The sequence below is a fragment of the Curtobacterium sp. RIT-PI-V genome, assembly GCF_025642935.1.
Lineage (GTDB): Bacteria > Actinomycetota > Actinomycetes > Actinomycetales > Microbacteriaceae > Curtobacterium.
The window spans coordinates 19227-45670 of sequence record NZ_JANZKM010000003.1 but is presented as its reverse complement, the minus strand read 5'-3'; the positions used below and the strand labels follow the sequence as shown (position 1 = coordinate 45670).

At 71.4% G+C, this 26444-nt stretch carries 26 protein-coding genes and 3 tRNA genes; 6 read left to right on the top strand and 23 right to left on the bottom strand.

Translation table 11 applies throughout. The features are described 5' to 3' along the window. Positions 1-3: 3 nt before the first annotated feature. Together OGL88_RS03620 and OGL88_RS03615 are read right to left on the bottom strand one after the other, a co-directional pair. Complete coding sequence (locus OGL88_RS03620; RefSeq protein WP_123292107.1) at positions 4-429, bottom strand: MaoC/PaaZ C-terminal domain-containing protein; 426 nt, start codon at positions 427-429, stop codon at positions 4-6. Beyond that, complete coding sequence (locus OGL88_RS03615; RefSeq protein ID WP_263089771.1) at positions 426-875, bottom strand: MaoC family dehydratase N-terminal domain-containing protein; 450 nt, start codon at positions 873-875, stop codon at positions 426-428. Before OGL88_RS03615 ends, OGL88_RS03620 begins: the two co-directional genes overlap by 4 nt. 130 nt (positions 876-1005) lie before the next feature. On the opposite strand from OGL88_RS03615, the gene OGL88_RS03610 reads away from it, so the two are divergent. After that, positions 1006-1404: a hypothetical protein gene (locus OGL88_RS03610; RefSeq protein ID WP_263089770.1), complete on the top strand. Its 399-nt coding sequence runs from the start codon at positions 1006-1008 to the stop codon at positions 1402-1404. A gap of 247 nt (positions 1405-1651) precedes the next feature. Here OGL88_RS03610 and OGL88_RS03605 read toward each other — a convergent pair. The 5 genes from OGL88_RS03605 to OGL88_RS03585 form a co-directional block, all read right to left on the bottom strand. Next, positions 1652-1725, bottom strand: a tRNA-Met gene (locus OGL88_RS03605). A 32-nt stretch (positions 1726-1757) separates the two neighbouring features. Next, a tRNA-Thr gene (locus tag OGL88_RS03600) sits at positions 1758-1829 on the bottom strand. A gap of 93 nt (positions 1830-1922) precedes the next feature. After that, on the bottom strand, positions 1923-3146 hold the full coding sequence (locus OGL88_RS03595) for a M23 family metallopeptidase (protein ID WP_263089769.1): 1224 nt from the start codon (positions 3144-3146) through the stop codon (positions 1923-1925). A gap of 148 nt (positions 3147-3294) precedes the next feature. Beyond that, positions 3295-4116 (bottom strand): inositol monophosphatase family protein, encoded by an 822-nt coding sequence (locus tag OGL88_RS03590; RefSeq protein ID WP_263089768.1) that lies wholly within the window; start codon positions 4114-4116, stop codon positions 3295-3297. A gap of 57 nt (positions 4117-4173) precedes the next feature. Next, positions 4174-4258, bottom strand: a tRNA-Tyr gene (locus OGL88_RS03585). Between the two features lie 136 nt (positions 4259-4394). Here OGL88_RS03585 and OGL88_RS03580 point away from each other — a divergent pair. Continuing rightward, complete coding sequence (locus tag OGL88_RS03580; protein WP_111084269.1) at positions 4395-4883, top strand: YajQ family cyclic di-GMP-binding protein; 489 nt, start codon at positions 4395-4397, stop codon at positions 4881-4883. Between the two features lie 5 nt (positions 4884-4888). Beyond that, a complete protein-coding gene (gene cls, locus OGL88_RS03575; protein WP_263089766.1) occupies positions 4889-6349 on the top strand; it encodes a cardiolipin synthase in 1461 nt (486 codons plus the stop codon). A gap of 352 nt (positions 6350-6701) precedes the next feature. Here cls and OGL88_RS03570 read toward each other — a convergent pair whose 3' ends face one another. The 4 genes from OGL88_RS03570 to OGL88_RS03555 all read right to left on the bottom strand — a co-directional run bounded on the left by OGL88_RS03570 (position 6702) and on the right by OGL88_RS03555 (position 11243). Continuing rightward, on the bottom strand, positions 6702-7877 hold the full coding sequence (locus OGL88_RS03570; protein ID WP_263089764.1) for a heparan-alpha-glucosaminide N-acetyltransferase domain-containing protein: 1176 nt from the start codon (positions 7875-7877) through the stop codon (positions 6702-6704). A 5-nt stretch (positions 7878-7882) separates the two neighbouring features. Beyond that, positions 7883-9256, bottom strand: coding sequence for an FAD-dependent oxidoreductase (locus OGL88_RS03565; RefSeq protein ID WP_263089763.1), 1374 nt, complete (start codon positions 9254-9256; stop codon positions 7883-7885). A gap of 86 nt (positions 9257-9342) precedes the next feature. Next, entirely contained in the window at positions 9343-10419 is a 1077-nt protein-coding gene (locus OGL88_RS03560) for a polyprenyl synthetase family protein (protein ID WP_205462790.1), read from the bottom strand. A gap of 32 nt (positions 10420-10451) precedes the next feature. Then, the gene (locus OGL88_RS03555; RefSeq protein ID WP_263089759.1) at positions 10452-11243 is read right to left on the bottom strand and encodes a demethylmenaquinone methyltransferase; all 792 of its coding nucleotides are present in this window, start codon (positions 11241-11243) and stop codon (positions 10452-10454) included. Positions 11244-11374: 131 nt separating this feature from the next. On the opposite strand from OGL88_RS03555, the gene OGL88_RS03550 reads away from it, so the two are divergent. Further along, positions 11375-12634, top strand: coding sequence for an isochorismate synthase (locus tag OGL88_RS03550; protein WP_263089757.1), 1260 nt, complete (start codon positions 11375-11377; stop codon positions 12632-12634). 90 nt (positions 12635-12724) lie between these two features. Here the strand turns inward: OGL88_RS03550 and menD are convergent, their stop codons facing one another. Both menD and OGL88_RS03540 read right to left on the bottom strand, forming a co-directional pair. After that, complete coding sequence (gene menD, locus OGL88_RS03545) at positions 12725-14473, bottom strand: 2-succinyl-5-enolpyruvyl-6-hydroxy-3-cyclohexene-1-carboxylic-acid synthase (RefSeq protein ID WP_308202600.1); 1749 nt, start codon at positions 14471-14473, stop codon at positions 12725-12727. A 49-nt stretch (positions 14474-14522) separates the two neighbouring features. Further along, positions 14523-14879 carry a PLD nuclease N-terminal domain-containing protein gene (locus tag OGL88_RS03540; protein ID WP_131921755.1) on the bottom strand — a complete coding sequence of 119 codons (357 nt, stop codon included), beginning with the start codon at positions 14877-14879 and terminating at the stop codon, positions 14523-14525. A gap of 64 nt (positions 14880-14943) precedes the next feature. On the opposite strand from OGL88_RS03540, the gene OGL88_RS03535 reads away from it, so the two are divergent. Further along, positions 14944-15279, top strand: coding sequence for a DUF4229 domain-containing protein (locus OGL88_RS03535; RefSeq protein ID WP_263089753.1), 336 nt, complete (start codon positions 14944-14946; stop codon positions 15277-15279). Between the two features lie 12 nt (positions 15280-15291). On the opposite strand, the gene OGL88_RS03530 is transcribed toward OGL88_RS03535, so the two are convergent. The 4 genes from OGL88_RS03530 to OGL88_RS03515 are packed head-to-tail and all read right to left on the bottom strand — an operon-like array spanning position 15292 to position 18853. Next, positions 15292-16293: a 1,4-dihydroxy-2-naphthoate polyprenyltransferase gene (locus OGL88_RS03530; protein ID WP_131845706.1), complete on the bottom strand. Its 1002-nt coding sequence runs from the start codon at positions 16291-16293 to the stop codon at positions 15292-15294. Positions 16294-16343: 50 nt separating this feature from the next. Further along, entirely contained in the window at positions 16344-17474 is a 1131-nt protein-coding gene (locus OGL88_RS03525) for an AMP-binding protein (RefSeq protein ID WP_263089751.1), read from the bottom strand. 16 nt (positions 17475-17490) lie between these two features. After that, positions 17491-18420, bottom strand: a complete 930-nt coding sequence (locus tag OGL88_RS03520; protein ID WP_111084280.1) for a 1,4-dihydroxy-2-naphthoyl-CoA synthase — start codon at positions 18418-18420, stop codon at positions 17491-17493. A 22-nt stretch (positions 18421-18442) separates the two neighbouring features. After that, positions 18443-18853: a hypothetical protein gene (locus OGL88_RS03515; protein WP_263089748.1), complete on the bottom strand. Its 411-nt coding sequence runs from the start codon at positions 18851-18853 to the stop codon at positions 18443-18445. 133 nt (positions 18854-18986) lie between these two features. Here OGL88_RS03515 and OGL88_RS03510 point away from each other — a divergent pair, with 133 nt between their 5' ends. Continuing rightward, a complete protein-coding gene (locus tag OGL88_RS03510; protein WP_263089746.1) occupies positions 18987-19976 on the top strand; it encodes an o-succinylbenzoate synthase in 990 nt (329 codons plus the stop codon). Positions 19977-20095: 119 nt separating this feature from the next. On the opposite strand, the gene ccsB is transcribed toward OGL88_RS03510, so the two are convergent. From ccsB to OGL88_RS03480, 6 genes are all read right to left on the bottom strand, one after another. Beyond that, positions 20096-21124, bottom strand: a complete 1029-nt coding sequence (gene ccsB, locus OGL88_RS03505) for a c-type cytochrome biogenesis protein CcsB (protein ID WP_263089954.1) — start codon at positions 21122-21124, stop codon at positions 20096-20098. A 5-nt stretch (positions 21125-21129) separates the two neighbouring features. Continuing rightward, the gene (gene resB, locus OGL88_RS03500; RefSeq protein ID WP_263089745.1) at positions 21130-22839 is read right to left on the bottom strand and encodes a cytochrome c biogenesis protein ResB; all 1710 of its coding nucleotides are present in this window, start codon (positions 22837-22839) and stop codon (positions 21130-21132) included. After that, a complete protein-coding gene (locus OGL88_RS03495; RefSeq protein WP_123292336.1) occupies positions 22823-23521 on the bottom strand; it encodes a cytochrome c biogenesis CcdA family protein in 699 nt (232 codons plus the stop codon). Before OGL88_RS03495 ends, resB begins: the two co-directional genes overlap by 17 nt. Positions 23522-23566: 45 nt before the next feature. After that, complete coding sequence (locus tag OGL88_RS03490; protein ID WP_263089744.1) at positions 23567-24187, bottom strand: TlpA family protein disulfide reductase; 621 nt, start codon at positions 24185-24187, stop codon at positions 23567-23569. Beyond that, positions 24184-24840 (bottom strand): histidine phosphatase family protein, encoded by a 657-nt coding sequence (locus tag OGL88_RS03485; RefSeq protein ID WP_123292091.1) that lies wholly within the window; start codon positions 24838-24840, stop codon positions 24184-24186. The genes OGL88_RS03490 and OGL88_RS03485 overlap by 4 nt, the downstream gene beginning before the upstream one ends. 68 nt (positions 24841-24908) lie before the next feature. After that, a complete protein-coding gene (locus OGL88_RS03480) occupies positions 24909-26399 on the bottom strand; it encodes a SulP family inorganic anion transporter (RefSeq protein ID WP_263089743.1) in 1491 nt (496 codons plus the stop codon). Positions 26400-26444 lie beyond the last annotated feature (45 nt).

The following is a 26444-nucleotide window of genomic DNA, read 5'->3' as shown; positions in this document are numbered from 1 at the left end:
CGGTCAGCGGAACGCCACCGTGACCTGCGCCTTGCCGAGCACGGTCTGCCCGCCGGCGGTCACGGTGAGGTCGATGCGCTTCGGTCGGCCGTCGTCGTCGACGGTACCGACCTTCGCGACGATGCCGATGGTCGCGCCCTGCTCCGGGTCCACGACGACGGGGCGGGTGAAGCGGACACCGTAGCCCGCGACCCAGCCGCTGTCGCCGAGCCACTCGGAGACCGGCTGCACGGCGAGGCCCATCGTGAGCATGCCGTGCGCGAGGACGCCGGGCAGGCCGACCGAGGCGGCGACGTCGTCGCGGTAGTGGATCGGGTTGAAGTCACCGGAAGCGCCGGCGTAGCGGACGAGCGAGTCGCGGGTGACGTGCACCTCGCGCTCGGCGACGACCGTGCCGACCTCGATCGCGGTGGCGGGTGCGGCGGTCATGCGTCGTCTCCTCGGACCACGAGGGTCGACGTCGCCGTGACGACGTGCTCCCCCGAGGCGTCGTTCATGGTGCTCTGGGCCGTGACCATCGCATTGCCGCCGAGCGTCTTGACGCTCGTCACGGTCAGGGTCGCGGTGAGCTCGTCGCCGGCAACGATGGGCCGGTCGTAGGTGAAGGACTGCTCGCCGTGCACGACACGCGAGAAGTCGATGCCGGCGTCCGGCTCGGCCAGGAGCTGCGCGAGCGTGGCTTCCTGCACGACGACCGCGAAGGTCGGCGGGGCGACGACGTCGGCGTACCCGGCGGCGCGGGCGGCGTCGGGTTCGTGGTGGACGGGGTTGGTCGCGAACACCGCGCGCGAGAACTCGCGCACCTTCTCGCGACCGACCAGGTAGGGCTCGGCCGGCGGGAACGTCCTGCCGACGAGCTCGGGGTTCACTGACACGTCGGCAGTCTACCGACGCCCGTCCTGGGGCCTGTCGATACTGAGGATGCATCGGCTAGGCTGGCCGCGCCGGTTCGGGGGAATCGGCGGTCCGGTCACGACACCGGATCAGGGGACGGGGGGAGCAACGATGGACACCAGGACCGAGTTCGCCGTGCACACGGGCGACCGGTGCACCGCGATGGAGGTCGCCGGCGCGGCGCTCCGCACGGCGGGACACCACGTCGAGTCGACCGGTGGGACCCTCACCGCGACGACCGGCAACCGACTGCTGACGATCCTGCTCGGCGCGCTCGTGCACCCCTCCCGCGAGTTCCGCCGCTACGAACTGTCGACGACCGTCACCGGGGCGTCCACCACGATCACGCTGCGGCACAGCGGACACGGCACGGCCGTCTCCGGCGGCAGCATCGGCGCGAGCCGGCGACGAGCCGCGTGGCACGAGGTGAACGCTGCGATCGAGCGCGCCCTGCGCGCGGCCGGCGTGCTGCAGGCGCGCACCGACACCGGGTCGCACTCCGCGCTGTAGGCGCGCGCGGGTCGCGCGCGGTCGGCGCGCGGTCGCGACGTGACCGGCGCACAACGCAAGTGCATCTGCACCACGCGAACACACGGCGCGGACGCACTTTGATCGAGTGTACGGCGCGACAGCCGCACTGGACCAGGCCACGCACCGGACAGGAGGCACGGAGCACGTCCGCCACGCGCCTCCCGACCGGAACGCCGTTGCGCCCGGGAACGACGAAAGCCCGGCGAACAGATCGCCGGGCTTGCTGTAGCGAGGGCGGGACTTGAACCCGCGACCCCACGATTATGAGTCGTGTGCTCTAACCAACTGAGCTACCCCGCCAGAGATCCGGAGCGACACGCGCACCGGGTCGGAGCCCCGAGTCAGGATTGAACTGACGACCCCCTCCTTACCATGGAGGTGCTCTACCACTGAGCTATCGGGGCGATGTGCCGCGAACGGCACCACACGAGGATAGCAGACCTCCGACGCTGCTCCGGAACCGGGCGAGACGCCCGGGCGTGCCGCGTCGGCGACCGCTAGTTCGCGTTGGTCTGGAGCCAGGCCAGCGGGTCCACGGGGACCCCGTCGACGTGCACTTCGAGGTGCAGGTGCGGGCCCGTGGAGTTGCCCGTGCTGCCCACGAGACCGAGCTCGTCGCCGACCTCGATCTGCTGACCGGTGACCACCTTGAAGGAGTTGTCCTCCATGTGGCCGTACACGCTGACGAACTGCTTGCCGTCGACGTCGTGCTCCACCCAGACGTCGTTGCCGAAGCCGCCGTCGTTCGCCTGGACCTTGATGACGGTGCCGGCGGCGATGACCCGGATCGGGGTGCCCTCGCCGGGAGCGAAGTCGACGCCCATGTGGTTCGTCGAGCAGAACGAGCAGCCCGCGACCTGACGACCGCCGAAGCCGGAGGTGATCGGGACGCCGGTGAGGAACGGCCACTGGATCGTGCCGGTCGGGTCGTTGGTGAAGCTCGAGGCGTCGACGTTCTTGTACTGCGTGGCGTCCGACACCGTGTACTGGTCGCGGGTCGTCGACCCGTCGGTTGCGGCGCCGACGCTCATCGACTGGGTCGCACCACTCGCCGTCGACCGGACCGCGGTCGAGCCGGTCTCCGGCACGTAGAGCGCCTGGGCGGGCAGCGACGTCGAGACGACCAGACCAGCGACGAAGAGGAGCGCACCGACGGCCGTGACGCGCGAGGCCGCACGGCGGAACGAGGCGCCCTGCGTCCGGGCGGCAGGAGCCGGGGCGGGCGCGGCAGCGGTGCGGCCGGCCGCGATGTGCCGGGTGGCGCGGTCGACCTGCACGGCCGATGCGGCACGGCCGGTCCGCCGACGGGACGCCGGGACCTGGCCGATGACACGGCGGGGCTGCGGTGCGACGGGCTCCGCAGCGGCCGGCGCGGTGCGCGGTGCCGAGGCGCGGACGTCCGGCGACGTGGGAGCCGGTGGCGTCGTGATGCGCTGCGCCGGACGGACCGCCGACCCGGGCAGCGCGGGCGAGACCGGCGCGAGGTCGATCGGCGACGCGGGAGCGGCGGCCGACGACGGCGTGGTGAGCCCGACGACCTCGTCGAACGACGGGCCCGCGGCACGGTCAGGTGCGACGTCCTGCGTGTGGTCCTGCGTGACGGGGGCGCCCTTCGCAGCCGCTCGCTCCGCCTCGATCCGTGCTCGTCGGGTCAGGTGGACGACCGGGGTGGCGGCGTCGACGGGACCGGTGGGGACGGACGTCAGTGGGGAGTGGGGCATGCGTGCGGTGGCGATCCTGATCGGGGAAGGGGCGCGCTCGTTGGTAACGAGCAGATAACGGGACCTGAGCACGGTAGCAAACGTCGTCGCACGTCGCCAGTCGTGGTCGCGTCCACCGCGCACCCCCAGAGCGAGGGACCGGCGGACCTCAGACGCCGAGCGCCTCGGCTTCCAGCCCGCGCAGCAGCGCTTCGAGGTCGTCGGCCACCGCGGGGCTCGCGAACAGGAAGGAACGGGTCCCGCCGGCCTCCCAGATGCGGATCGACGCCCCGGCCTCGCGCGCGACGACGGAGCCGCCGGCCATGTCCCACGGGTTGATCCCGCGCTCGTAGTAGGCGTCGACGACCCCGGTCCCGACCGCGCAGCAGTCGAGCGACGCCGCTCCCCCGCGCCGGATGTCCCGCACCTCGCCGATCAACCCGGCGAGCACGGACACCTGCTCGCGGCGCCGGTCCGCCGTGTACCCGAAGCCCGTCGCCACGAGCGTCTCGGCGAGCGAGGCCGGAGCACTGACGGACAGGGGCACGCCGTCACGGGTGGCGCCCTGTCCGGCGGCGGCACGGAACACCACCCCGGTCGCGGGGGCGACGACGACGCCGGCGATCGGCTCCCACGTCGTGGGGTCGGCGGAGCCCCGCACGACGCCGATGCTCACGCCGTACTCGGCACTGCCGTACAGGTAGTTCACCGTGCCGTCGATCGGGTCGACGACCCAGGTGATGCCCGACTCGCCCGACGCCGACCCCGACTCCTCACCGTGGAACGCGTCGTCCGGCCGGGCCTCGGCGATACGGGCCCGGATGAGCGCCTCGACCTCGCGGTCCGCAGCCGTGACCACGTCGACGATGCTCGACTTCCGGTCGGCGATCTCGACCCCCTCGGCCCGTCGTCGTGCGGCGAGCGTGGCCGCTTCGCGCGCGATCGTCTCGGCGAGGTCGGCGAACTGGGACGGTGTGCGGTCGGATGCCATGCACCGATCCTGCCAGGGACGACGAAAGCCCCGTCCGGGTCGGACGGGGCTCCTCGCTGGTGGCAAGTGAGGGATTCGAACCCCCGAAGGCTACGCCGGCTGATTTACAGTCAGATCCCTTTGGCCGCTTGGGTAACTTGCCATGCGCACCCAGCCGGTGTGATCACCAACCGAAGGCGCGCACAAAAGCATAGCGGATCCAGAACGGTGGTCGTGACCACCGCCGGCCGACCGCCGGAGCCGAACCGGGCCTCCTGTCCGCCGTTAGGCTGTGCGGCATGGCAGACAGTTCCTTCGACGTGGTGAGCAAGGTCGACAAGATGGAGGCGGAGAACGCCCTCAACCAAGCGGCCAAGGAGATCGAGCAGCGGTACGACTTCAAGGGCGCGGACGCGTCGGTCGCCTTCAGCGGCGAGGACGTCCTCATCAAGGCGAACTCGGAAGAGCGCGCGAAGGCCGTCCTCGACGTCCTGCAGAGCAAGGCGATCAAGCGCAACATCAGCCTGAAGAGCCTCGACGCCGGCGACCCCTACCCCTCGGGCAAGGAGTACCGCATCGAGGTGAAGTTCAAGAACGGCATCGAGCAGGACGTCGCGAAGAAGATCGGCGCGTTCCTGCGGGCCAACGCCCCGAAGACCGTGAAGAGCCAGATCCAGGGCGACGAACTGCGGGTGTCCTCGAAGAGCCGCGACGACCTGCAGAACACCATCCAGCTGCTCAAGGGTGAAGAGTTCGACGTCCCGTTGCAGTACATCAACTTCCGCTGACGTCCGTGGAGCACTGGCTCACCGTCGCGATCACCGTCCTGGCCGTCCTGCTGGACCTGGCGATCCGCGCCTTCTCGATCATCTACGTCCCGATCAACCGGAAGCCGCAGACGGCGACCGCCTGGTTGCTGGCGATCTTCCTCATCCCCTACATCGGCTTCATCGTCTTCCTGGTCATCGGGTCGACGAAGCTGCCGCGTGCCCGGCGTGAGAAGCAGACCGAGATCAACGCGTACATCCTCGAACAGACCGAGGGCATCGAACGCGTGCGGCGTGACCACCCGTGGCCGCTGTGGCTCGAGAGCATCACCACGCTGAACCGCGAACTCGGTGCCATGCCGCTGGTCGGTGGCAACTCGGCGGAGCTCTACCCCGACTCCGAGGAGTCGATCGCGGAGATGACCCGGGCGATCGACCAGTCGCGTCGGTTCGTGCACGTCGAGTTCTACATCGCGACGCTCGACGACACCACGCGGCCGTTCTTCGACGCGCTCGCCCGTGCACAGGCCCGCGGCGTCACCGTCCGGTTCCTGCTCGACCACTGGGCGAGCCGCGGCTACCCCGGGTACAAGGACACGCTGGCGTTCATGGACCGCGCGGGCATCGAGTGGCACCTCATGCTCCCGCTGCTGCCGCTGCAGGGGAAGTTCCAGCGCCCCGACCTCCGCAACCACCGGAAGATCATGGTCATCGACGGCTCGGTCGCCTTCACCGGGTCGCAGAACCTGATCGACGCCTCGTACGACATCAAGTCGCACATCGAGAAGGGCATGGTCTACAAGGACCTGTTCGCCCGGTTCGAGGGTCCGGTCGTCGCGGGGTTGAACGCCCTGTTCGTCACCGACTGGTACAGCGAGACCGACGAACTGCTGCTGCGCGAGAGCGACCCCGTCCAGCGGGCCGACCGCGGCGACGCCCTCGACTGCCAGGTCGTGCCGTCCGGGCCCGGGTTCGACGGCGAGAACAACCTGCGCCTGTTCAACGCGCTGCTCTACTCGGCGCAGAAGAAGGTGTCGATCACGTCGCCGTACTTCGTGCCGGACGACTCGATGCTCTACGCGATCACGACGACCGCCCAACGCGGCGTCGAGGTCGAGCTCTTCGTCGGCGAGATGGGCGACCACGCCATGACCTGGCACGCGCAGCGCTCGTACTACGAGGGACTGCTCCGCGCCGGTGTGAAGATCTGGCTGTACCGGGCACCGACGATCCTGCACGCCAAGCACTTCACCATCGACGACGAGGTGTCGGTGATCGGGTCGAGCAACATGGACATGCGCTCGTTCAGCCTGAACCTCGAGGTCTCCGTGATGGTCCGGGGCCACCGCTTCGTCGATGCCCTGCGCGAGGTGCAGGACGCCTACAAGGAGCACAGCTTCGAGCTGACGCTCGACGAGTGGGACGACCGTCCGCGCCGGTCCAAGGTGCTCGACAACGTCGCGCGGCTCACGGCAGCGCTGCAGTAGCCCACGACCGGGAGGCGCGGTGCGCGCCCGCCCCGCACGGTGCGCGGTCCGCCTCCTGGTGCGACCTTGGCCGCTCGGTGCGTCGCCACAGCGGGGCACCCAGCGAGCAAGCCCGCACCGGACGAACAACCCGGCACCGTGCGGCAGCGCTCCGGCTCGCCTCCGCCCCGCACCGTGCGGACGGGAGGCGCGACTCGCCTCCGCCACGCACCGTGCGCCGTCCTCCACCTGGTGCGACGTTGGCCGCTCGGTGCGTCGCCACAGCGGGGCACCCAGCGAGCACGCCCGCACCGGACGAACAACCCGGCACCGTGCGGCAGCGCTCCGGGCCGGGTCGAGCCCGGCAGGTCGCTCAGCGCATCGGAACGAGGGATGCCAGGGCCGCGACGGCCCGCTCGAGCGGGCCCCGGCCGAGGAACCGGCGCCAGACCATCGCGAACAGGATCGAACCGAGCGCGAACCAACACCACGCGGACGCCGACTCCGGGTACTCGGGCAGCATCGCGATCACCACGAGGTGTCCCGAGTAGATCGTCAGGGGCATCGACCCGACCGCGGCGAGCGGGAACGCGATCCGCTCGGCGACCCGCCCGCGGCCGTCGAACAGCAGGGTGCAGAGCGCGATGACCGCCACCGCCACGCCCGCGGTACCGACCACGTCCACCGTCGTCGACGAGTGGTCGCGCGGTGACAGGAAGAGCTGGGCGAGGGCCTCGGCCGGCGTGCTGCCGTCGGCCGCGTACGGGACGCCCGGGAACGCGAACGCGGCCCCGGACGGAAGCGGCGCGATGACCGTGCCGACGACGTACGCGGTGGCGGCGACCAGTGCGCCGGACGCGAGGAGCACGACCTGCGTGCCCCGCGCCTCTCCCCACCGGCATGGCCCGGACGCCGCTGGCGCGTCGTCCGGGAACCGGCGGCGTGGGCCCAGACCGCCCCGGGCGACGGCGAGACCGACCAGGACGTACGCCAGGAAGGTGACCACGGGGTAGACCAGACCGAGCTGCACGCCGACCATGCCGGCGTCGGCGTAGGCCGGTGCGGTCGAGACGGCGACGATCGGCGACAGCACGGCGCAGGCGCCCGCGATGGCGAGGAGCCACGCAGGGCGGATCCGGAGCACCGGGATCACCAGCAGGAACAGCACTCCGTAGGTCGGCAGGATGACGTAGACCGGGGTGTCCAACGCGATGAGCACGAAGCCGACGGCGACGACGGCTGCGGCACGGATCACCAGGCGAGCCCGCACTCGGCCGATCGTCGGCGGACCCGGCGGAGTCGTCCGACCGCTCGTCAGGCCGATCGAGACCCCGGCGAGGACCGCGAAGAGCGCGGACGGCCGCCCGTTCGCGACCGCGGACCACGTCGTCGGGTCGACCCAGTCGAGCTGCTCCGCGATGCCGCCGATGTGCGCGGCCATCATGCCGAGTAGCGCGACGGCGCGCGCGACGTCGACGCCCTGCAGTCGCGCAGCGGACGCGGACGCGCCCCGCACCGCCGCGGGCGGGACGGGGCGCGTGTCGGCCATCGCTGTCAGTTGGTGGGCGCGTCGACGCGGCCGAGCGACACGTCGATCATCTCGTCGCGGGGCACGACCTTGATGCGCTCACGGCCCTCGGCAGCGCCGAGCGCGAGCTCGTGGGTGTCCAGGTGGTGCCAGCCCTCGAGGTCGGTGTACTCGACGCCACGCTCGCGGAGCAGCGCCGGGATCGCACCCTCGGAGGGGTCCTCCGGAGTCCACCAGCTCGCCTGGTCGTTGACGATGTGCTGCACGGTCTCCATGGCGTCGGACTTCGTGTGGCCGATGAGACCGACCGGACCGCGCTTGATCCAGCCGGTGGCGTAGACGCCCGGGATCTGCTGGTTGTCGTCGTCGAGGACCTGGCCCTCGTGGTTCGGGATGACGCCGTGGCGCTCGTCGAACGGCAGCCCGGGCAGCGGGGAGCCGAAGTAGCCGACGGCACGGTAGGCCGCCTGGATCGGGATCTCGCGGATCTCGCCCGTGCCCTCGACACCGCCCTCGCCGTTCGGCCGGGTGCGCTCGTACCGGATCGCGGTGAGGTTGCCCTGCTCGTCGCCGACGAACTCGGTCGGCTTCGCGTAGAAGTGCAGGTGCAGCCGCCGGCTCGCCTGGCCCGTCTCGCGAGTGCGCCACTGCTCGAGCACGCGGTTGATGACCATGACCTGCTTGTTCGTGGCGATCGCGGTCTTCGACGCCTCGTCGTGGTCGAAGTCCTCGTCGTAGACGACCATGTCGACGTCACGGACCTCGCCGAGCTCGCGGAGCTCGAGCGGCGTGAACTTGACCTGGGCAGGACCACGGCGGCCGAAGACGTGGACGTCCGTGACGGGCGACGCCTTGAGGCCCTCGTACACGTTCGCCGGGATCTCGGTCGGCAGCAGGTCATCGGCGTGCTTCGCCAGGATGCGGGAGACGTCGAGGGCGACGTTGCCGACCCCGATCACCGCGACGCTCTCCGCGGTCAGCGGCCAGGTGCGCGGGACGTCGGGGTGGCCGTCGAACCAGCTGACGAAGTCGGCGGCACCGTAGGAGCCCCGCAGGTCGACGCCGGGGATGTCGAGGTCGGCGTCCTTGATCGCCCCGGTCGAGAAGACGACCGCGTTGTAGTGCTTCTTCAGGTCCTCGAGGGTGATGTCCGCGCCGAAGCGGACGTTGCCGAACAGCCGGACGACACCGCGGTCGAGCACGTCACGCAGGGCGTTGACGATGCCCTTGATGCGCGGGTGGTCGGGGGCGACGCCGTACCGGACGAGTCCGTACGGCGCGGGGAGCTGCTCGAACAGGTCGATCGACACGTCGTGTCCGTGGGCCTCGCGCAGCAGGATGTCCGCGGCGTAGATGCCGGCGGGTCCGGCGCCGACGATGGCGATTCGGAGGGTGGGCACTGATCGTCTCCAGTTCGTTCGGGTGGGGTGCTCCCGGTGGTGCGTCCCGCGCGGCGACCGTGGGGTCGTCCGGTCGCGGGTTGTGTTCAGCGGCTGCGGTCGACGACGGAGTCGGCGAAGCGAGTGAGTGCTCGCTTCACGGTGCCGTCGGGCAGCGGGGCGAGGGCGTCCACGGCTTCGCGGGCCCAGCGGACCGCGACCGTGCGCGTCGACGCGGTCGCCTCGTGGTCGCGCAGTGCGGCGACGGCCGACTGGTACGGGACGGAGCCGACCGCGTCGTCCGGAGCGCCGTTCACGTCGCGCTCGATGCGCAGGACGAGGTCCTGCGCCTCCGGGTCGGTCGCCGCGTGCCGACGCAGGTGCAGCATCGGCAACGTGTCGACGCCGGCACGGAGGTCGTTGCCGGCGATCTTGCCGGTCTTGTCCGTCGCCGGTGCCAGGTCGATGACGTCGTCGACGAGCTGGAAGGCGACGCCGACCTTCTCGCCGAAGGTCCCGACGGCGTCGAGGTAGGCACGGTCGGCGCCGGAGAACATGACACCGGCGCGGGCGGCGGTCGCGATGAGCGAGCCGGTCTTGTCGCTGAGCACCTGGATGTAGTGCTCGACCGGGTCGTCGTCGGGCTGTGGGCCGGTGGTCTCGTGCAGCTGCCCCATGCAGAGGCGCTGGAAGGTCTCGGCCTGCATCCGGATGCCCTCGGTGCCGAGGTCGGCCGTGATGAGGCTGGCGCGCGCGAAGAGCAGGTCGCCGGTCAGGATCGCGACGTTGTTGCCGTACGTGATCTGCGCGGCGGGGACCCCGCGGCGGACGGGCGCCTCGTCCATGACGTCGTCGTGGTAGAGCGACGCCAGGTGGGTCGTCTCGATGCTCACGGCGGCCTTGACCACGGCGTCGGTGACCCCGTCGCCGAGCTGCGCGATGAGCAGCGTCAGCGTCGGGCGGATCCGCTTGCCGCCCGCGGACAGCAGGTAGCGACTCGTGGTGTCGGCGAGGGTGTCCGTGGAACGCATGGCGTCCTCGAGCCCCTGCTCGACGAGCTCGAGACCGTCGTCGACTGCGGCGATGAAGCGGCGGTCGGCGGGCGTGGCGAACAACCGCTCGCCGATGCCCAGCGAGGCGCGGAGGCTCGGCGCGCGACGTGCGACCGGGACGCTCGGATTCAAGTGCTGCTCCGTCTTCGGGGGATGGTGACCGGTCAGTCGTCGGCCGGGTCGACGCGCGGCTGCTCGCCGGTGGTCTGGTGGTTGCGGCGTGCCTTCGCACGGCGGGCCGCGGACTCGCGCACCGTGTCGGCGACGGGCTTGCGGCCACGGTGCAGTGCGACGATACCGGCCGTGAGGTTGCGGTAGGCGACCACGGAGAACCCGACGCCGCGCAGCCACTGGGTGAGGACCTGCTGGTCCGGCCACGCGTCGATCGACTCGGCGAGGTAGCGGTAGGCGGCGGGGTTGCTGCTCGACAGCTTCGCGATGCCCGGGAGCACGCGCTTCAGGTAGGTGCCGTAGCCGAGGCGCAGCAGCGCACGCGGCGGGGTCGAGAACTCGCAGATGACCACACGGCCGCCGGGCTTGAGGACCCGCAGCATCTCGGCGAGCGCCTGCTTCGGGTCGTTCACGTTGCGCAGCCCGAACGAGATCGTGACGGCGTCGAACGTGTCGTCGTCGAAGGGCAGGTGCTCGGCATCGCCCTCGACGAAGGTGATCTCGGGGTGTCGCTCGCGACCGACCGCGATCATGCCTGCGGAGAGGTCGAGCGCGCTGACCTCTGCCCCCTTCTTCGCGAAGGCCGCGGCACTCGTCCCGGTGCCCGCGGCGATGTCGAGGACCTTCTCGCCGGGCTGGGGATCGACGGCCCGCACCGTGGCGACACGCCACAGCGGTGCGTTGCCCGCCGACAGGATGTCGTTCGTGAGGTCGTACTTGGCCGCGACGTCGTCGAACATCGCCGCCACCTCGTCCGGCCGCTTGTTCAGGTCCGCTCTGCTCACCCGACCAATCCTAGAGGTCCCGACCGTACGTTCACCGGACTCGCAGCAACGGCCCGCGCCGGACTCGCAGCAACGGCCGCGCGACGAGCGCCCGGCCGGGTGGTCCACCAACCGCGCGTAGCATCAGAGCCGTGACCCGAACCACCACGGCGGCGCCCCCGCTGACGGTCTCCACCCGGATCCTCGACGACCCGGGCACCGTCCTCCGCCACACCCTGCGCGACCGTCCCCTGGCATTCGTCCGGAACGGTGACGGCATCATCGGCATCGGGGAGGCGCTGCGGTTCACGTTCACCGGCGCCGACCGGATGCGCGACGCAGCCGCGGTGTGGCGCACCGTCGTGGAGTCGGCCGTCGTCGACGACCCGGTGCAGCTGCGCGGCTCGGGTCTGGTCGCGTTCGGCTCCTTCGCCTTCGCCGACGACTCCGCCGACGAGAGCGTCCTGATCGTCCCGCGCGTGGTCATCGGCCGTCGGCGCGGCAAGGCCTGGCTCACCGCGATCGACACGACGGTCGGCGCCGAGCCGCTCGCGTTCACGCGGACCTCGGTGCCGGTCCCCCACGTCGGACCACACGTCTCCGTCGCACTGCGCCCCGGCCGGATCGACGAGGCCGCCTACGCCGCGAACGTCGCCGAGGCCGTCCGGCGCATCGCCGCCGGGAGCGCGCAGAAGGTCGTCCTCGCCCGCGACCTCGTCGGCATGCTGCCAGCGGGCGCCGACCGTCGTGCCGTGCTGCTCGACCTCGCCGCCGCCTACCCGCAGTGCGTCACGTTCGCGGTCGACGGCCTGGTCGGTGCGACCCCCGAGACGCTCGCCCGCACCGACGGCACCCGGTTGACGGCGCGGGTGCTGGCCGGAAGCGCTGCACGCGGTGCCGACGAGGTGTCGGACCGTGCCGCTGCCGAGGCCCTCGCCGCCAGCGCGAAGGACGTCGAGGAGCACGCGTTCGCGATCGACAGTCTGCTCGCCTCGCTCCGCCCGCTCGTGACCGAGTTGCGCGCCGACCCCGAGCCGTTCCGGCTGCAGCTGCCGAACCTGTGGCACCTGGCGACCGACGTGCAGGCGACGCTGCCGCCGGACACCACCTCGCTCGACGTCGCCGACGCCCTGCACCCGACGGCCGCCGTCGCGGGCACCCCCACCGACGTGGCCGTCCGGCTCGTCGCCGAGCTCGAGGGTGTCGACCGCGGCCGCTACGCCGGCCCGGTGGGCTGGATGAGCGCCACCGGCGACGGCGAGTGGATGCTGGCGCTCCGCAGCGCCCGCATCGACGACGACGGCACCGTCCGGGCCTGGGCGGGTGCGGGCGTCGTCGCGGGGTCGGAACCGGCGCGCGAGGTCGCCGAGACCGCCCTGAAGTTCCGACCGGTCACGGACGCGCTGGCCTGAGCGGCGCGGCGGCCACGCGGACGCGTTGCGTCGGTCCCGCGGTCGCGGCGCTGCGGCCACGCGGTCACGTTGCGTCGGTCCCCCGCCGCGTCAGTCGGCCAGCGGCACCTCGATCACGACGCGCTCGGCCGGGTCGGTGAGCACCCGCTCGAGGTCGCCCCACGTCTCCGCGCGGCGGTACTCCCAGCCGAGGCCGGTCACGACCCGTTCGACGTCGACGTGCTGCGGCGTCGACATCATCCGCCGCATGTCCTCCGGCGGGGTGGTGCGTGCCACCTCGAGCCCGCGGAAGATCGCGCCACCGTGGTCGTTGCCGACGACGACCTGCACCCGGTGCGTGCGTTCCTCGGTGCCGGTGACGAACGCCCCGAGGTCGTGCAGCAGGGTCAGGTCGCCCAGCAGCACGCGCGTGGTGCCGACCGACGCCGACGACTGCTCGAGCGCTGCGGCGATCCCGAGGGCCGTCGACACGGTGCCGTCGATGCCGGCGAGCCCGCGGTTCGCGTGCACCCGGATCTTCTTGCCGAGCACCCGCCCGTCGGCGACGCGGATGATCTGCGATGCACCGAACACGAGCCGGTCGTGCGGCCACGTCACGCCCCACACGGCGTCGGCGAGCATCGCACGGTCGACGGGTCGGCGGCGGAGGGCGACCTCGTCGCGCAGGAACTTGTTGCGTTCGGCGCGGTCCGGGGACCGCTTGGCGCCGAGGTCGGGTCCGGCGTCACCGTCGCCGAGCAGTGAACGGCTCGCGCCGACCCAGCGACCGACCCACGCGCGGTGCTCCGGCCGGGTCCGGCCCGTCACGCGGACGTCGGACACGAAGGTGGTCAACGATTCGCTGGGCCCACGCCGCCGGTTCCCGGGCGACGCGCCAGCGGCGTCCGGGCCGTGCCGGTGGGGAGAGGCGCGGGCCGGGTCGAAGGGGTCGGCCGTGTGTCCGCGGACCACGATCGTCTCGACCCCCTGCCGCTGCAGGAGCGCCGGGACCTCACGGCTGAGGGTGGGGTGGCCGAGCACGACGGCACGACGGACCGCCCCGCCGAAGCCCTCGTCGCGCAGGAGTTCGCGGTAGGCGACCACGAGGTTCCGGCCGAACCGTGCGCCGCTGGAGACCTCGGCGAGCAGGGGCGCCCCGAGCTCCCACGCGATGCGCTCGGCGTCCTCGCCGGCGTCGTGACCGGCGATGACGACCGTGCCCGGCTCGTCGTCCGGCGACAGCTCGGCCACCGGGAGTGCTCCGTGTGCCCGACGGGTGGCGAACGCGGTGTCGACCTCGTCGTCGGGGACGCCCTCCACGTGCTCGGCGTCGAGGCCGGCGGACAGGGGTTCACGGAACGCGACGTTGAGCTGCGCCGGCCCCGGCTGTCCGGTGTGTCCGGCGGCCGCGGCCACGGCCTGGCGGGCGAGGTCGCGGAGCGCTGCACGCACCGACGCGTCGGCTCCGTGCGCGGAGGGCGCCTCGACGTCGCGGACGAAGGCGACCGCGTCGCCGAACATCCCCGGCTGGACGGTGGTCTGGTTGCTGCCGATGCCGCGGAGTTCGTCCGGCCGGTCGGCGCTCAGCACGAGCATCGGGACGCCGGAGTGGTGCGCTTCGAGGACCGCGGGGTGGAGGTTCGCGACGGCGGTGCCCGAGGTCGTCACGACCGCCGCCGGTCGACCGGACTCCACCGCGAGACCGAGGGCGAAGAATCCGGCGGTGCGCTCGTCGAGCCGGACGTGGACGGTCAGGCCGCCGGCTCGCTCGAGCGCGACAGCCGCCAGCGCCAGGGCCTGGGAGCGCGAGCCCGGGCTGACGACGACGTCGGTGACGCCGGCGCGCACGAGTTCCTGCAGCAGCGTCAGGGCGGCGTCCGTCGCCGGACTGCCCGATCCGACGGGACCGTCAGCGATCGGTGCGGCCGTCGTCGTCTCGGTCGTGGAACTGGTCTTCGAGGTCTCGGAGGGTCGCGTCGTCCTGGTCCTTGTCCGTGAGGGTGTCCCCCGGAACGGGCGTGGTGCCGAGGAAGTCCGGGTCGTCTTCTGGTCCACGGTACCGGGCGGTGGTGCCCGGGGACGCCGGCGAGCGGCCGAGCAGGAACCACAGCACTCCGCCGAGGACGGGGAGGACGATCACGAGGAGGATCCAGACACCGCGTCTGAGGGATCGGACACGTTCGCGGGGCATCGTCGCGCAGTCGATGGCCGCGTACACCGTGAAGGCGACAGCGGCGACGACGACGATCAACCACAAGCGGACCATGCTCGGGAGTCTAGGTCGCGAGCCTGTGACGACCCTGCCGGTCGGCCGTCCGTAGACTCGCAGGGTGAAAGCGTGGCTCCTGTACACCCTGGCCCGGCTCGGCATCTTCGCGGCGGCGCTCGTGCTGCTCCTGCTCCTGACCCCGATGCCCTGGTACTGGGCGACGATCATCGCCGCCCTCATCGGGCTGTTGATCTCCTACATCGCGCTCGCGAAGCTCCGTGCCACGGTCGCCCTGAGCCTGGCGAACCGTCGCGGTGGCCCGGAGCGCGATGCGGACACCGACTTCGAGGACGACTTCGTCGACGCGGCGGACACCGACGCCGCGGACGCCCCGACCGTGCGCCCGGTCTCGGACGCCGACCGGCACGCCGCGCGCCGGGACGCCGACGCGGAGTAGTCCGGCGGAGTCCTACGGCTGGACGGCGAGCGTGATGCCGAGCACCACGCCGAACACCAGCGACGCGAACGACGACAGCTGCAGTGCCGTGATGAGTTCACGGGGCTTGCGCGACGACACCCCGATCGCGAGCGCCGGCAGGGCCAGCAGCAGCGAGAAGTACGTGAAGCCCGTGCGGAAGTAGAGCAGGACGAACCAGAGCAGCACGACGTACGGCAGCAGCAGGAACAGGCCGTACAGCACCCGTGCCACCGGTCGGCCGACGACGACCGCGAGGGTGCGCTTGCCGGCGAGACGGTCCTCGTCGATGTCGCGGATGTTGTTCACCATCAGGACCGCGCAGGCGAAGAACCCGGCGGCGACCGCGGCGGCCCACCCGCTCGTGGTGGCCTGGCCGATGAGCACGTACTGGGTGCCGAGCACGGCGACGAGGCCGAAGAACACGAAGACGAAGACCTCGCCGAGCGCGTTGTAGCCGTAGGGCTTCTTACCGCCGGTGTAGAACCACGCGGCGACGATGGCGGCGGCGCCGACGAGCAGCAGCCACCACAGCTGCGTGAGCACCACGATGACGATCCCGGCGACCGCGGCCAGCCCGAAGAACGTCAGCGCGACGGTCAGCACCGTCCGGGGCTTCGCGAGGCCGGCTCCCGTCAGGCGAGCCGGGCCGACGCGGTACTCGTCGGTGCCGCGGACACCGTCGGAGTAGTCGTTGCTGTAGTTCACGCCGATCTGCAGGAACAGTGCCACCGCGAGGGCGAGCAGCGCGATGGCGAGGTGTCCGTCCTGCGCCAGGAACGCACCGAAGTCGCCCGTGGTGCCGCTGTCGACGAAGCCCACGGTGGTGCCGAGCACCACCGGGACGACGCCGAGCGTCAGGGTGCGGAGTCGTGCCCCGCCGATCCAGTCCCGCGCGGTCGCCCGGCGCTTCGAGCGGACCGGGGCCGCAGCCTTGGCCGGGTTGCCCGAGCGGCCCTGCTTGTGCGTCGTGTTCTTCGTTCGTGCCACGACCACCGATCCTATCCGCGCCGCGTCGCACTGCACCGCGGTGCCGTCGAGCGCACCTACCGTGCCGCGAGGTCCTGGATCGCCCGCCGGTCGGGCTTGCCGGACGCGAGCATCGGCAGTCGGTCGACGACGACCACCGCGGCCGGACGTGCGGCGCGGCCGAGGGCGTCGCCCACGTGGGACCGGACGGTGTCGAGGTCGAGCGGCTGCTCGGTGACGACGACCGGCACCTCGCCCCACTCCCCCGAGGCCCGTCGGGTGACGACTGCACCGTGCTGATCGGGCAGGTCGCGCACGAGCCGCTCCACCGCGCCGAGCCGGACCTTCTCGCCGCCGGAGATCACCACGTCGTCGAGGCGCCCGAGCACCCGGACCACTTCGTCGGACACCGTGGCGGCGTCACCCGTGCGGTACCAGCGCAGACCGTCGCGCTCGACGAACGTCGCGGCCGTGCGGTCGTCGTCGCCGAGGTACCCCTCGGCGAGCATCGGGCCCGACAACTGGAGCTCGTCGTCCACCACCGCGGTGCGGACGGTCCCGAACGGCACGCCGTCGTACACGCATCCGCCGCTCGTCTCGCTGGCGCCGTAGGTCGTCACGATGTGCACGCCAGCGGCGACCGCCCGCTCGCGGAGCGCCGCCGGGGTCGCCTGCCCGCCGACGAGGACCGCGTCGAACCCTGCCAAGACAGCCGTCGCGCGGTCGTCGTCGAGCACACGGGCGAGCTGCACGGGGACGAGCGACGTGTAGCGACGCGGGGAGGCAGGACCGGTGACGAGCTGGTCCGCGGCGTCCGCGAACGCCGCTGCGTAGAAGTGGCCCGGTGCCACGACGACCGGCGTCGTCCCCGCGGCGATCGAGCGGGTCAGGACGTTGAGGCCCGCGATGTAGTGCGTGGGCAGCGCCAGTACCCAGCCGCCCGGTCCGCCGAGCGCTGCGTCCGCCGCGGCGGCACCGGCGAGCAGCGCCTCGGACGAGAGTGCCACGCGCTTGCCGGTACCGGTGGACCCGCTCGTCTCGACCACCAGGGCGACCCGCTGCCGGACGTCGGCCGGCGGCGGGGTCGGCAGCGCCGGTGCCCCCTCGGCGACGGGGAGCAGCGCGGGGCCGCCGGCGAGTGCTGCCTCCAGGCCGCGGAGCACGGCCAGCGGATCCGACGTGCCCAGCGCGACCAGTGGACGGGTCATGCCGGCACCGCCGGGCTCAGTAGTGCCACGGGAACGACGTCCACTCGGGAGCGCGCTTCTCGAGGAACGAGTCGCGGCCCTCGACGGCCTCGTCGGTGCCGTAGGCGAGCCGCGTCGCCTCGCCCGCGAAGACCTGCTGGCCGACCATCCCGTCGTCGACGGCGTTGAACGCGTACTTGAGCATCCGGATCGCCGTCGGGGACTTGCCCAGGACGATCTCGCCCCAGCGGATCGCCTCGCGCTCCAGGTCCTCGTGCGGGACGACCGCGTTCACGGCCCCCATCTCGTACGCGCGCTGCGCCGAGTACTCCTGTGCCAGGAAGAAGACCTCGCGGGCGAACTTCTGGCCGATCTGCTTGGCGTAGTAGGCGCTGCCGTAGCCGCCGTCGAACGACCCGACGTCGGCGTCGGTCTGCTTGAACCTGCCGTGCTCGGCGCTCGCGATGGTCAGGTCGCAGATCGCATGCAGCGAGTGCCCGCCGCCGGCTGCCCAACCGGGGACCACGGCGATGACGACCTTGGGCATCATGCGGATCAGGCGCTGCACCTCGAGGATGTGCAGACGTCCCATCGAGGCCTGCGCGGCCGCCGGGTCGACGCCCTCGGGCGGCGCACCCTCGTCACCGACGTACTGGTAGCCGCTGCGCCCCCGGATGCGCTGGTCGCCGCCGGAGCAGAACGCCCAGCCGCCGTCCTTCGGACTCGGGCCGTTGCCGGTCAGCAGGACGACGCCGACGCGGGGGTCCTGGCGGGCGTCGTCGAGCGCCCGGTAGAGCTCGTCGACGGTGCGCGGACGGAAGGCGTTCCGCACCTCGGGCCGGTCGAACGCGACCCGGACGATCCCCTTCGAGACGTGCTTGTGGTACGTGATGTCCGTGAACTGCTCCGCGATCGGAGCCGCGGTCCAGACGTCGGGGTCGAACAGGTCGGAGACGGGAGCAGCCATGCCCCCAACGTACCGCCGCCGGTCAGGCGCCCATGCCGGTCAGGACCTCGGGTGCGACGAACACCAGGATCACGATGAGGATCACCGGGTTGGCGAAGAAGGCCACCACGACTCCGATCGCCCCGTACCACCGGCCGAGGCCACCGACGGCCGCGACGAAGCCGAGCACCGCCGCGATGAGGGTCAGGAAGACCACGACGAAGCAGATCCCGAACGCGAACTCGGTGTCGCCGCCCATGAACACCGCGAAGGCGCTGGCGTCCACCGCGGCGGACACCACGGCGAGGCCGAGGGCGATCTTGCCGACGATCGGGCTGCGGCGCTGACGAACAGCCGTCTGGCGGACGTCGACGGTGTTCTGCTGCATGAGCCGCGCGAACTCGTCGGTGTCGCGACCGGGGCGCTGCGCACGCTGCTGCGGTTCCCGCGCCACCGCGCCTCCCTCGTTCCGGACGGTTCGATCCGGGTCGTGACCAGTGCCGACCTGGGCCGACCGATGCATGCTAATGCCCTGCCCTGGCGGTCCCCTCCGAGGAACCGGCAGGTGCCCTGGGTGCGGTGGGAGGATGGCCGACGTGCTCCCCGACCTCGCCGAACTCACCGCCGACGCGCACGTGGTCGCCCTGCCCATGCGGGTGCGGTTCCGCGGCATCACGACGCGCGAGGCCGTCGTCCTCCGCGGGCCCTCCGGGTGGACCGAGTTCTCGCCGTTCGTCGAGTACGACGACGCCGAGGCCGCCGCGTGGCTCCGTGGTGCGATCGACTTCGGCTGGACCGCGCACGAGGCCGCCGCGGACTCGGTGCCCGTGAACGCCACCGTGCCGGCGATCGCCCCGGACCAGGTCGCCGCACTGCTCGCGCGCTACCCCGGGTGCACCACGGCCAAGGTCAAGGTCGCCGAACCCGGCACGACCATCGACGACGACGTCGCCCGGGTCGCCGAGGTCCGACGGGTGATGGGGCCCGCGGCCGCCGTCCGGGTGGACGCCAACGGGCTCTGGACCGTCGACCAGGCCGCCGAGGCACTCGAACGCCTCGCCCCCTTCCACCTGCAGTACGCCGAGCAGCCCTGCCGGACCGTGCCGGAGCTCGCCGCGCTGCGGTCTCGGATCGACGGCCTCGGCGTACGCATCGCCGCGGACGAGAGCGTCCGCAAGGCCGCGGACCCGCTCGCCGTCGCGCGGGCCGGAGCGGCCGACGTCCTCGTCGTCAAGGCACAACCCCTCGGCGGCGTCACCGCGGCATGCGCCGTCATCGCCGAGGCCGGGTTGCCGTGCGTGGTCTCCAGCGCGCTCGACACCTCGGTGGGACTCGGCATGGGGGCGTTCCTCGCCGCGGCCGCGATGTCCCCGGGCTACGCCGCCGGACTCGGGACGGCCGCGATGTTCGCGTCCGACGTCACCGCGGACCCACTGCTGCCGGTCGGGGGTCGCGTCCCGGTGCGCCGTGCCACGGTGTCGGCGGGCCTGCTGGACCGGAACGCGGCGTCGCCGGCGCGCACGGCGTGGTGGCTCGCGCGCCTCGAGCGGGTACACGCCGTACTGTCCGCCGCGTAGACCCGTCTTCCTGGCCCTGCACGCGACTGGACGACGGACGGGAGGCACGGTGCCAGCTGGCACCGTGCCTCCCGTCCGGTCCTGGTCGCGACCAGGGTCGCGTCAGTGACGCGCGTCGCTCACAGACCCGAGTAGCTGTGCAGGCCCTTGAAGAAGACGTTCACGACCGAGAAGTTGAACATCACGGCAGCGAAGCCGATGAGCGCCAGCCACGACGACCGCGCACCGCGCCAGCCGCGCGTCGCACGGGCGTGGATGTACCCGGCGTAGACGACCCAGATGATGAAGGTCCAGACCTCCTTGGTGTCCCAGCCCCAGTACCGACCCCAGGCACGCTCCGCCCAGACCGCACCGGCGATCAGGGTGAAGGTCCAGAGGACGAAGCCGACGAGCAGGACGCGGTAGGTCAGGACCTCGAGGCGGTCGGCGTCCGGCAGGGTCGCCATGAAGCGGAGCTTGCCCGACGTGGTCCGGCCCTGGCGGTACGTCTGCACGAGCTGCGCCACCGCGAGCCCTGCACCGAGTGCGAAGAACCCGGTGCCGGCGATCGCCACGAAGACGTGGATGACGAGCCAGTACGACTGCAGCGCCGGCTGCAGCGGGACGACGGGGACCCAGTAGTTCACCGTCGCGATGCCGAGCAGGATGATCGTCAGCCCGGTGATGAAGACACCGAGGAACTTCAGGTTCTGCCAGAACTGCACGAGCAGGAAGATGAGCGTGATGAGCGCCGTGCCGGTGAGCGAGAACTCGAACATGTTGCCCCACGGCACCCGGTCGGCCGCGATGCCGCGCAGGACCACGGAGCCGATGTGCAGCACCAGGGCGAGGACCGTCATGGCCATGCCGACGCGCTCGAACTTCGTGCCCCGCCCGGCCGAGCCGCCGGCGTTCGCCGGAGGTGCCGCGACCGGCTCGAGCACGACGGTGCCGCCCCGGACGGTGGCGACGGTCTTCGCCGAGCGGGCCGCGCCCACCGAGGCCGTCGCCGCTGCGTCGTCCGAGTCCGCACCCGTGTTCTTCGCCGCCGCTGTCACCTCGCCGGAGCGTTTCGCCATGTCCAGCGCGAACGAGATGAACGCGATGACGTAGACCGCCATCGCGGAGTACGTCAGCACGACCGAGTAGGTCGCGAGGTTCGTGGTCATGTCGTTCACTGGGGCATCCTAACTCCGAGGTCCGACGTGTGGCGTTGTGCGATGTCCCCGACGGCCCGCTCGAGGTTGGGGTCCTCGCCACGGGCGAGACCCGCGTACTCCAGGTCGTACTCGCCGTTCGCTGCGCCCTTCCGGGGCACGACCTTCACCCACACGCGTCGGCGCGGGACGAAGAGCGACGTGAGCAGCCCGAGGGTGGAGAGCAGCGCGAAGCCGGCGACCCACGCCTGCGACGGGTCGTGGTGCACGTCGAGCGACACGTAGCGCTTGACGCCGTCGAAGGTGATCGACCCCGCACCGTTCGGCAGCTTCTTGGTCTGCCCGGGCTCGAGCGCGATGCTCGCCGTGTCGGACTGGCGGCCGGCGATCTGCGTGAGCCCCTTGGTGTCGAGCGTGTAGACGCTCTGCGGCACGCCGCTGTCGAGCCCGAGGTCACCGGTGTAGACCTGCAGCGTCAGCAGCGGGTTCTGCGTGTCCGGGTAGGCGCTCGTGTACGCGCCGGAAGCGAGCTTCGACGCCGTCGGGTAGAAGAACCCGACCATGCCGAGCTGGTCCGGCAGCGCGTCCGGCACCTTGATGACGCCCGTGGACGTGTAGTTGGCGTCCTCGGGCAGGAACGGCACGACGTCCTGGAACGCCACGTTGCCCTCGCCGTCGCGCACCGTGACGTTCATCGCGTAGCCGTTGCCGAGCAGGTAGACGTTGGTGCCGCCCACGTGCAGCGGGTCGTTCACGCCCAGGCGGCTGGTCGTCGACTCGCCGCCCTTCTCCTTGCTCGTCACGGTCGCCGAGTAGTCGAGCGCCTGGCCGAGCGCGTCGAGGTTGCGCTCCTCGTACTTCGTGACGAACTTGTCGAGCGTCAGGTTGTAGCCCTTGAGGTCGGTCTGCTGGAACCAGCGACCCGGGTTGAACGAGTCGTAGGAGCCGAGGACGTTCGAGAACGTCTGCCCCTCGACCAGCAGCCGCTGGCCGGTGAACCCGAACCCACCGCCGACACCGACGGCCAGCAGGACGCCCACGAGCGCCGCGTGGAACACCAGGTTGCCGGTCTCGCGCAGGTAGCCGCGCTCCGCGCTCACCGAGTCGCCGAAGCGCTCGACGCGGTACCCGGAGCGCTTCAGGATCGCCATCGCGCGCGTCACCGCGTGCTCGCTGGACGGGAGGCCCGTGGCCGCGTCGATCCCGGTGGTGCCGTCGATCATCGCGTCGGGTTGCACCGCCACGGTGCGGAAGCCCGCCAGTCGCGTCAGGCGGACGGGGGTCCGGGGCGGACGGGTCCGCAGCGCCTGCCAGTGGTGCTTCGTGCGCGGCACGATGCAGCCGATCAGGGAGACGAACAACAGCAGGTAGATCGCCGAGAACCACACCGAGGTGTAGGTGTCGAAGACCTGCAGCTTGTCGAGGATCGGGTAGAGCGTGGCGTGGTCGGCCTTGTACTGGACGACGCCGTTCGGGTCGGCGGTGCGCTGCGGCACGAGCGAGCCCGGGATCGCCGCGAGGGCGAGCAGCATGAGCAGGAACAGCGCGGTGCGCATGCTCGTGAGCTGGCGCCAGAAGAACCGGAGGGTACCGACGAAACCGAGCTTCGGCTGGTTGATGCCGGTGTCGCCGGGGCCGGAGCCGTCGACGTGGTCGGACGGTCGCTGCGGGTCCGACGCGGTGTCGGCGCCCGTCGCTTCGGTTTCGGGATCAGACCGCGGGGACAAAGCTCTGGATCACCGCCCCGACGCTCGACATGACGGCCGACCAGATTCCGGTGACCATGAGCAGACCGATGACGATCAGGATCGCTCCTCCGATGATGTTGACGGTGCGCATGTGGCGCTTCACGGCGCGGATCGCACCGGTCGCCCAGCCGGCACCGAGGGCGACGAGGACGAACGGGATGCCGAGGCCCAGGCAGTACGCGACGCCGAGCCACATGCCCTGCCAGGCACTGCCCGACTGCACGCTGAGCAGGTTGATGGCGGCGAGGGTCGGGCCGAGGCACGGGGTCCAGCCGAGGCCGAACACGATGCCGAGCAGCGGGGCGCCGACGAGTCCGGTCGCGGGCGTCCAACTCGGCTTGATGGTGCGCTGCATGAACGTGAACCGGCCGACGAACACCAGCCCCATCGCGATGACGACGACGCCCAGGATCTGCGTGATGAGGTCGCGCCACCGCACGAGCCAGAACCCGAGCGCGCCGAACACCGTCGTGTACGCGACGAAGACCGCCGTGAAGCCGAGGATGAACAGGAGCACACCGAGCACGACCCGCCCACGGCGCTGCCCACCCTCGGCGATCCCACCGACGTACCCGAGGTACCCGGGCACGAGCGGGAGCACGCAGGGCGACAGGAACGAGACGAGCCCCGCGAGCGCCGCCACGGGCAGCGCGACGGCCATCTGGCCGCTGAGGATCGCCTCGGCGAAGGGGTTGGAGGCCACGGGTCAGGAGGCCTTGCCGGCGTCGACTTCGTCGCTGATCAGGGTCTTCAGGATGCTCGTGCCGTCGACGGCACCGAGCACCCGGGCAGCCACGCGGCCCTTGGTGTCGAGGACGATCGTGGCCGGCACGGCGTTCGGGGCGATCTGACCGGACAGGGCGAGCTGCATCGTGCCGGTCTTCTGGTCGAGGACGGTCGGGTAGTCGACGCCGAAGGTGCGCTCGAAGGCTGCTGCGGTCGCTGCCGCGTCGCGGACGTTGACGCCGATGAACGCGACGTCGTCGGCATCGGCGTAGGACTCGTGCACCTCGTTGAGGTACTTCGCCTCGGCGCGGCACGGCGGGCAGCTCGCATACCAGAAGTTCAGGACGACGACCTTGCCCTTGAGGTCCTTCGACGAGACGGTGTCGCCGTCGGAGTCCTTCGCTTCGAAGTCGACCGCGTCGGACCGCTTGTCGGCGGTGACCTCGGTCACCGCGCCGTCGCCGGAGATGTAGTTCTGGGTGGTGCCGTTGCCGTACTGCTTCGCGAGGCCACCGTTGTCCGACGAGCACCCGGACAGGACGAGCGCCGCCGTGACCGCCGTCGCTGCGAGGACCGCGAACCGCTTGCTGTTGACGCTCACACTGCTCCTTCGTCGATGGCGGTCGCGCGCAGCTCCTGCGCGGGATCCGTGTACCCGACCTCGGTGAACCGACCGGTCGACGTGGCGGGTACCCGTTCGACGGTCGTGATGCTCGACAGGTCGCAGCGACGCTTGCGTGGGTCGTGCCAGAGCGACTCCCCCGCGAGTTTCCGGTGGACCGTCCAGATCGGCAGCTGGTGACTGACCAGGACGACGTCGCCGCCGTCCACGCTCTCCCACGCCGTGGTCATCGCGGCGAGCATGCGGTTCGCGATCGACTCGTACGCCTCGCCCCAGCTCGGTCGGAACGGGTTCGCGATCCAGGGCCACTCCGCCGGACGGCCGAGCGAACGCTTCGTGAAGCCCGGGGGCTGCCCCTCGTACCGGTTCGTCGGCTCGATGAGGCGCTCGTCCAGCGTGACGTCGAGCCCGTACGCGGCCGACCACGGTGCCGCGGACTCCTGCGTGCGCTGCAGCGGCGAGGCGACGATCCGGCGCACGTCGACACCGGCGTCCTTCCACGCGGTCGCCGAGGCGAGGGCCATCTGCTTGCCGAGGTCACTCAGTCCGAAGCCCGGGAGCCGCCCGTACAGGACGCGGTCGGGGTTGTGCACCTCGCCGTGCCGGACGAGGTGGAGTCGGGTGGCGGGCATGGGTTCCAGTGTAGGTCGCCCACCGGTGCTCACCGGCCCCACAGCCGATTCACCGGATGCGGAAGCGCTCAGCCGAGCTCGCCCGACAACCGCCCGTGGATGGCCACCGACCCGGTGTTGAGGCCCACCACCTCGACCGTGGACCCGTGCTTGGCGAACCGCTGCTCGACGCCGTCCAGCGCCGCGACCGTCGAGGCGTCGAAGACGTGCGCGTCGGACAGGTCGATGACCACGTGCTCCGGGTCCTCGGCGTAGGAGAACCGCGTGACGAGGTCGTTCGACGACGCGAAGAAGAGGGCGCCGCGCACCCGGTACTGCACGGTGTGCTCGTCGACCGGCTCGCGCACGACGGTGACGACGTGCGCCGCCCGGCGCGCGAAGACCAGCGCCGCGACGACGACCCCGACGAGCACCCCGGTCGCGAGGTTCTCGGTCACGACGACCACCACGACGGTGATCAGCATGACCGCGGTCTCGCCGAGCGGCATCCGCCGCAGGGTGCGCGGGCGGATGCTGTGCCAGTCGAAGGTCGCCACGCACACCATGAGCATCACGGCGGTCAGCGCGGCCATCGGGATCTGGGCGACGAGGTCGTGCAGCACGATCGTCAGGACGAGCACCGACGCACCGGCGACGAAGGTCGATATCCGGGTCCGTGCGCCCGCGGTCTTCACGTTGATGACCGTCTGGCCGATCATCGCGCAGCCACCCGTACCGCCGAAGAACGCCGACGCGATGTTCGCGACGCCCTGCCCCCAGGACTCCCGCCACTTGCTCGAGCCGGTCTCCGTGATGGAGTCGACGAGCTGCGCGGTCAGCAGGGTCTCGATGAGGCCGACGATCGCGACGCCGAACGCGTACGGCGCGACGATCTGCAGCGTCTCGAAGGAGAACGGGGTGACGATGCCGGTGAACCCGGGCAGTGCGGTGGGCAGTTCGCCCTCGTCGCCGACCGTGGGGACGACGACGCTGAAGAGCATGGTGATGCCGGTGATCACGACGACCGCGATGAGCGGCGCCGGGACCGCCTTGGTGAGGAACGGGAAGCCGACGATGATCGCGATGCCCAGGGCTGTGAGCGGCCAGACGACGAACGGGACGTCGGGGCCGAGCAGGTTGGGCAGCTGCGCGGTGAAGATGAGGATCGCCAGCGCGTTGACGAACGCCACGTTGACGCTGCGCGGGATGAAGCGCATCAGGCGCGCGACCCCGAGGAACCCGAGCACGAGCTGGAACACGCCACCGAGCACGATCGCGGGCACGAGGTACTCGATGCCGTGTTCGCGGACGAGCGGCGCGATGACCAGGGCCACCGAACCGGCCGCGGCGGAGACCATCGCCGGACGGCCGCCGACGATCGAGATGACGACGGCGATGATGACGCTCGAGAACAGGCCCACCGCGGGGTCGACCCCGGCGACGACCGAGAACGAGATCGCCTCGGGGATGAGCGCGAGCGCGGTGACGACCCCGGCGAGGAGTTCGCGGGTCAGCATGCGGGGTGAGCGGAGGGCGGTGAGGACGCTCGGGGCCGCCGGCGCGTGTGTGATCACGGACATCGATGGGAACTCTACCCTCACGTGAGGGTAGAGTTGTACACCGTG

Excerpts from the sequence above, each read along its gene's own strand:
- OGL88_RS03620 (WP_123292107.1), bottom strand. The coding sequence starts at position 429 with ATGACCGCCGCACCCGCCACCGCGATCGAGGTCGGCACGGTCGTCGCC.
- OGL88_RS03610 (WP_263089770.1), top strand. The coding sequence starts at position 1,006 with ATGGACACCAGGACCGAGTTCGCCGTGCACACGGGCGACCGGTGCACC.
- OGL88_RS03595 (WP_263089769.1), bottom strand. The coding sequence starts at position 3,146 with ATGCCCCACTCCCCACTGACGTCCGTCCCCACCGGTCCCGTCGACGCC.
- OGL88_RS03590 (WP_263089768.1), bottom strand. The coding sequence starts at position 4,116 with ATGGCATCCGACCGCACACCGTCCCAGTTCGCCGACCTCGCCGAGACG.
- OGL88_RS03580 (WP_111084269.1), top strand. The coding sequence starts at position 4,395 with ATGGCAGACAGTTCCTTCGACGTGGTGAGCAAGGTCGACAAGATGGAG.
- OGL88_RS03570 (WP_263089764.1), bottom strand. The coding sequence starts at position 7,877 with ATGGCCGACACGCGCCCCGTCCCGCCCGCGGCGGTGCGGGGCGCGTCC.
- OGL88_RS03540 (WP_131921755.1), bottom strand. The coding sequence starts at position 14,879 with ATGGTCCGCTTGTGGTTGATCGTCGTCGTCGCCGCTGTCGCCTTCACG.
- OGL88_RS03525 (WP_263089751.1), bottom strand. The coding sequence starts at position 17,474 with ATGACCCGTCCACTGGTCGCGCTGGGCACGTCGGATCCGCTGGCCGTG.
- OGL88_RS03520 (WP_111084280.1), bottom strand. The coding sequence starts at position 18,420 with ATGGCTGCTCCCGTCTCCGACCTGTTCGACCCCGACGTCTGGACCGCG.
- OGL88_RS03510 (WP_263089746.1), top strand. The coding sequence starts at position 18,987 with ATGGCCGACGTGCTCCCCGACCTCGCCGAACTCACCGCCGACGCGCAC.
- ccsB (WP_263089954.1), bottom strand. The coding sequence starts at position 21,124 with ATGACCACGAACCTCGCGACCTACTCGGTCGTGCTGACGTACTCCGCG.
- OGL88_RS03495 (WP_123292336.1), bottom strand. The coding sequence starts at position 23,521 with ATGGCCGTCGCGCTGCCCGTGGCGGCGCTCGCGGGGCTCGTCTCGTTC.
- OGL88_RS03485 (WP_123292091.1), bottom strand. The coding sequence starts at position 24,840 with ATGCCCGCCACCCGACTCCACCTCGTCCGGCACGGCGAGGTGCACAAC.
- OGL88_RS03480 (WP_263089743.1), bottom strand. The coding sequence starts at position 26,399 with ATGTCCGTGATCACACACGCGCCGGCGGCCCCGAGCGTCCTCACCGCC.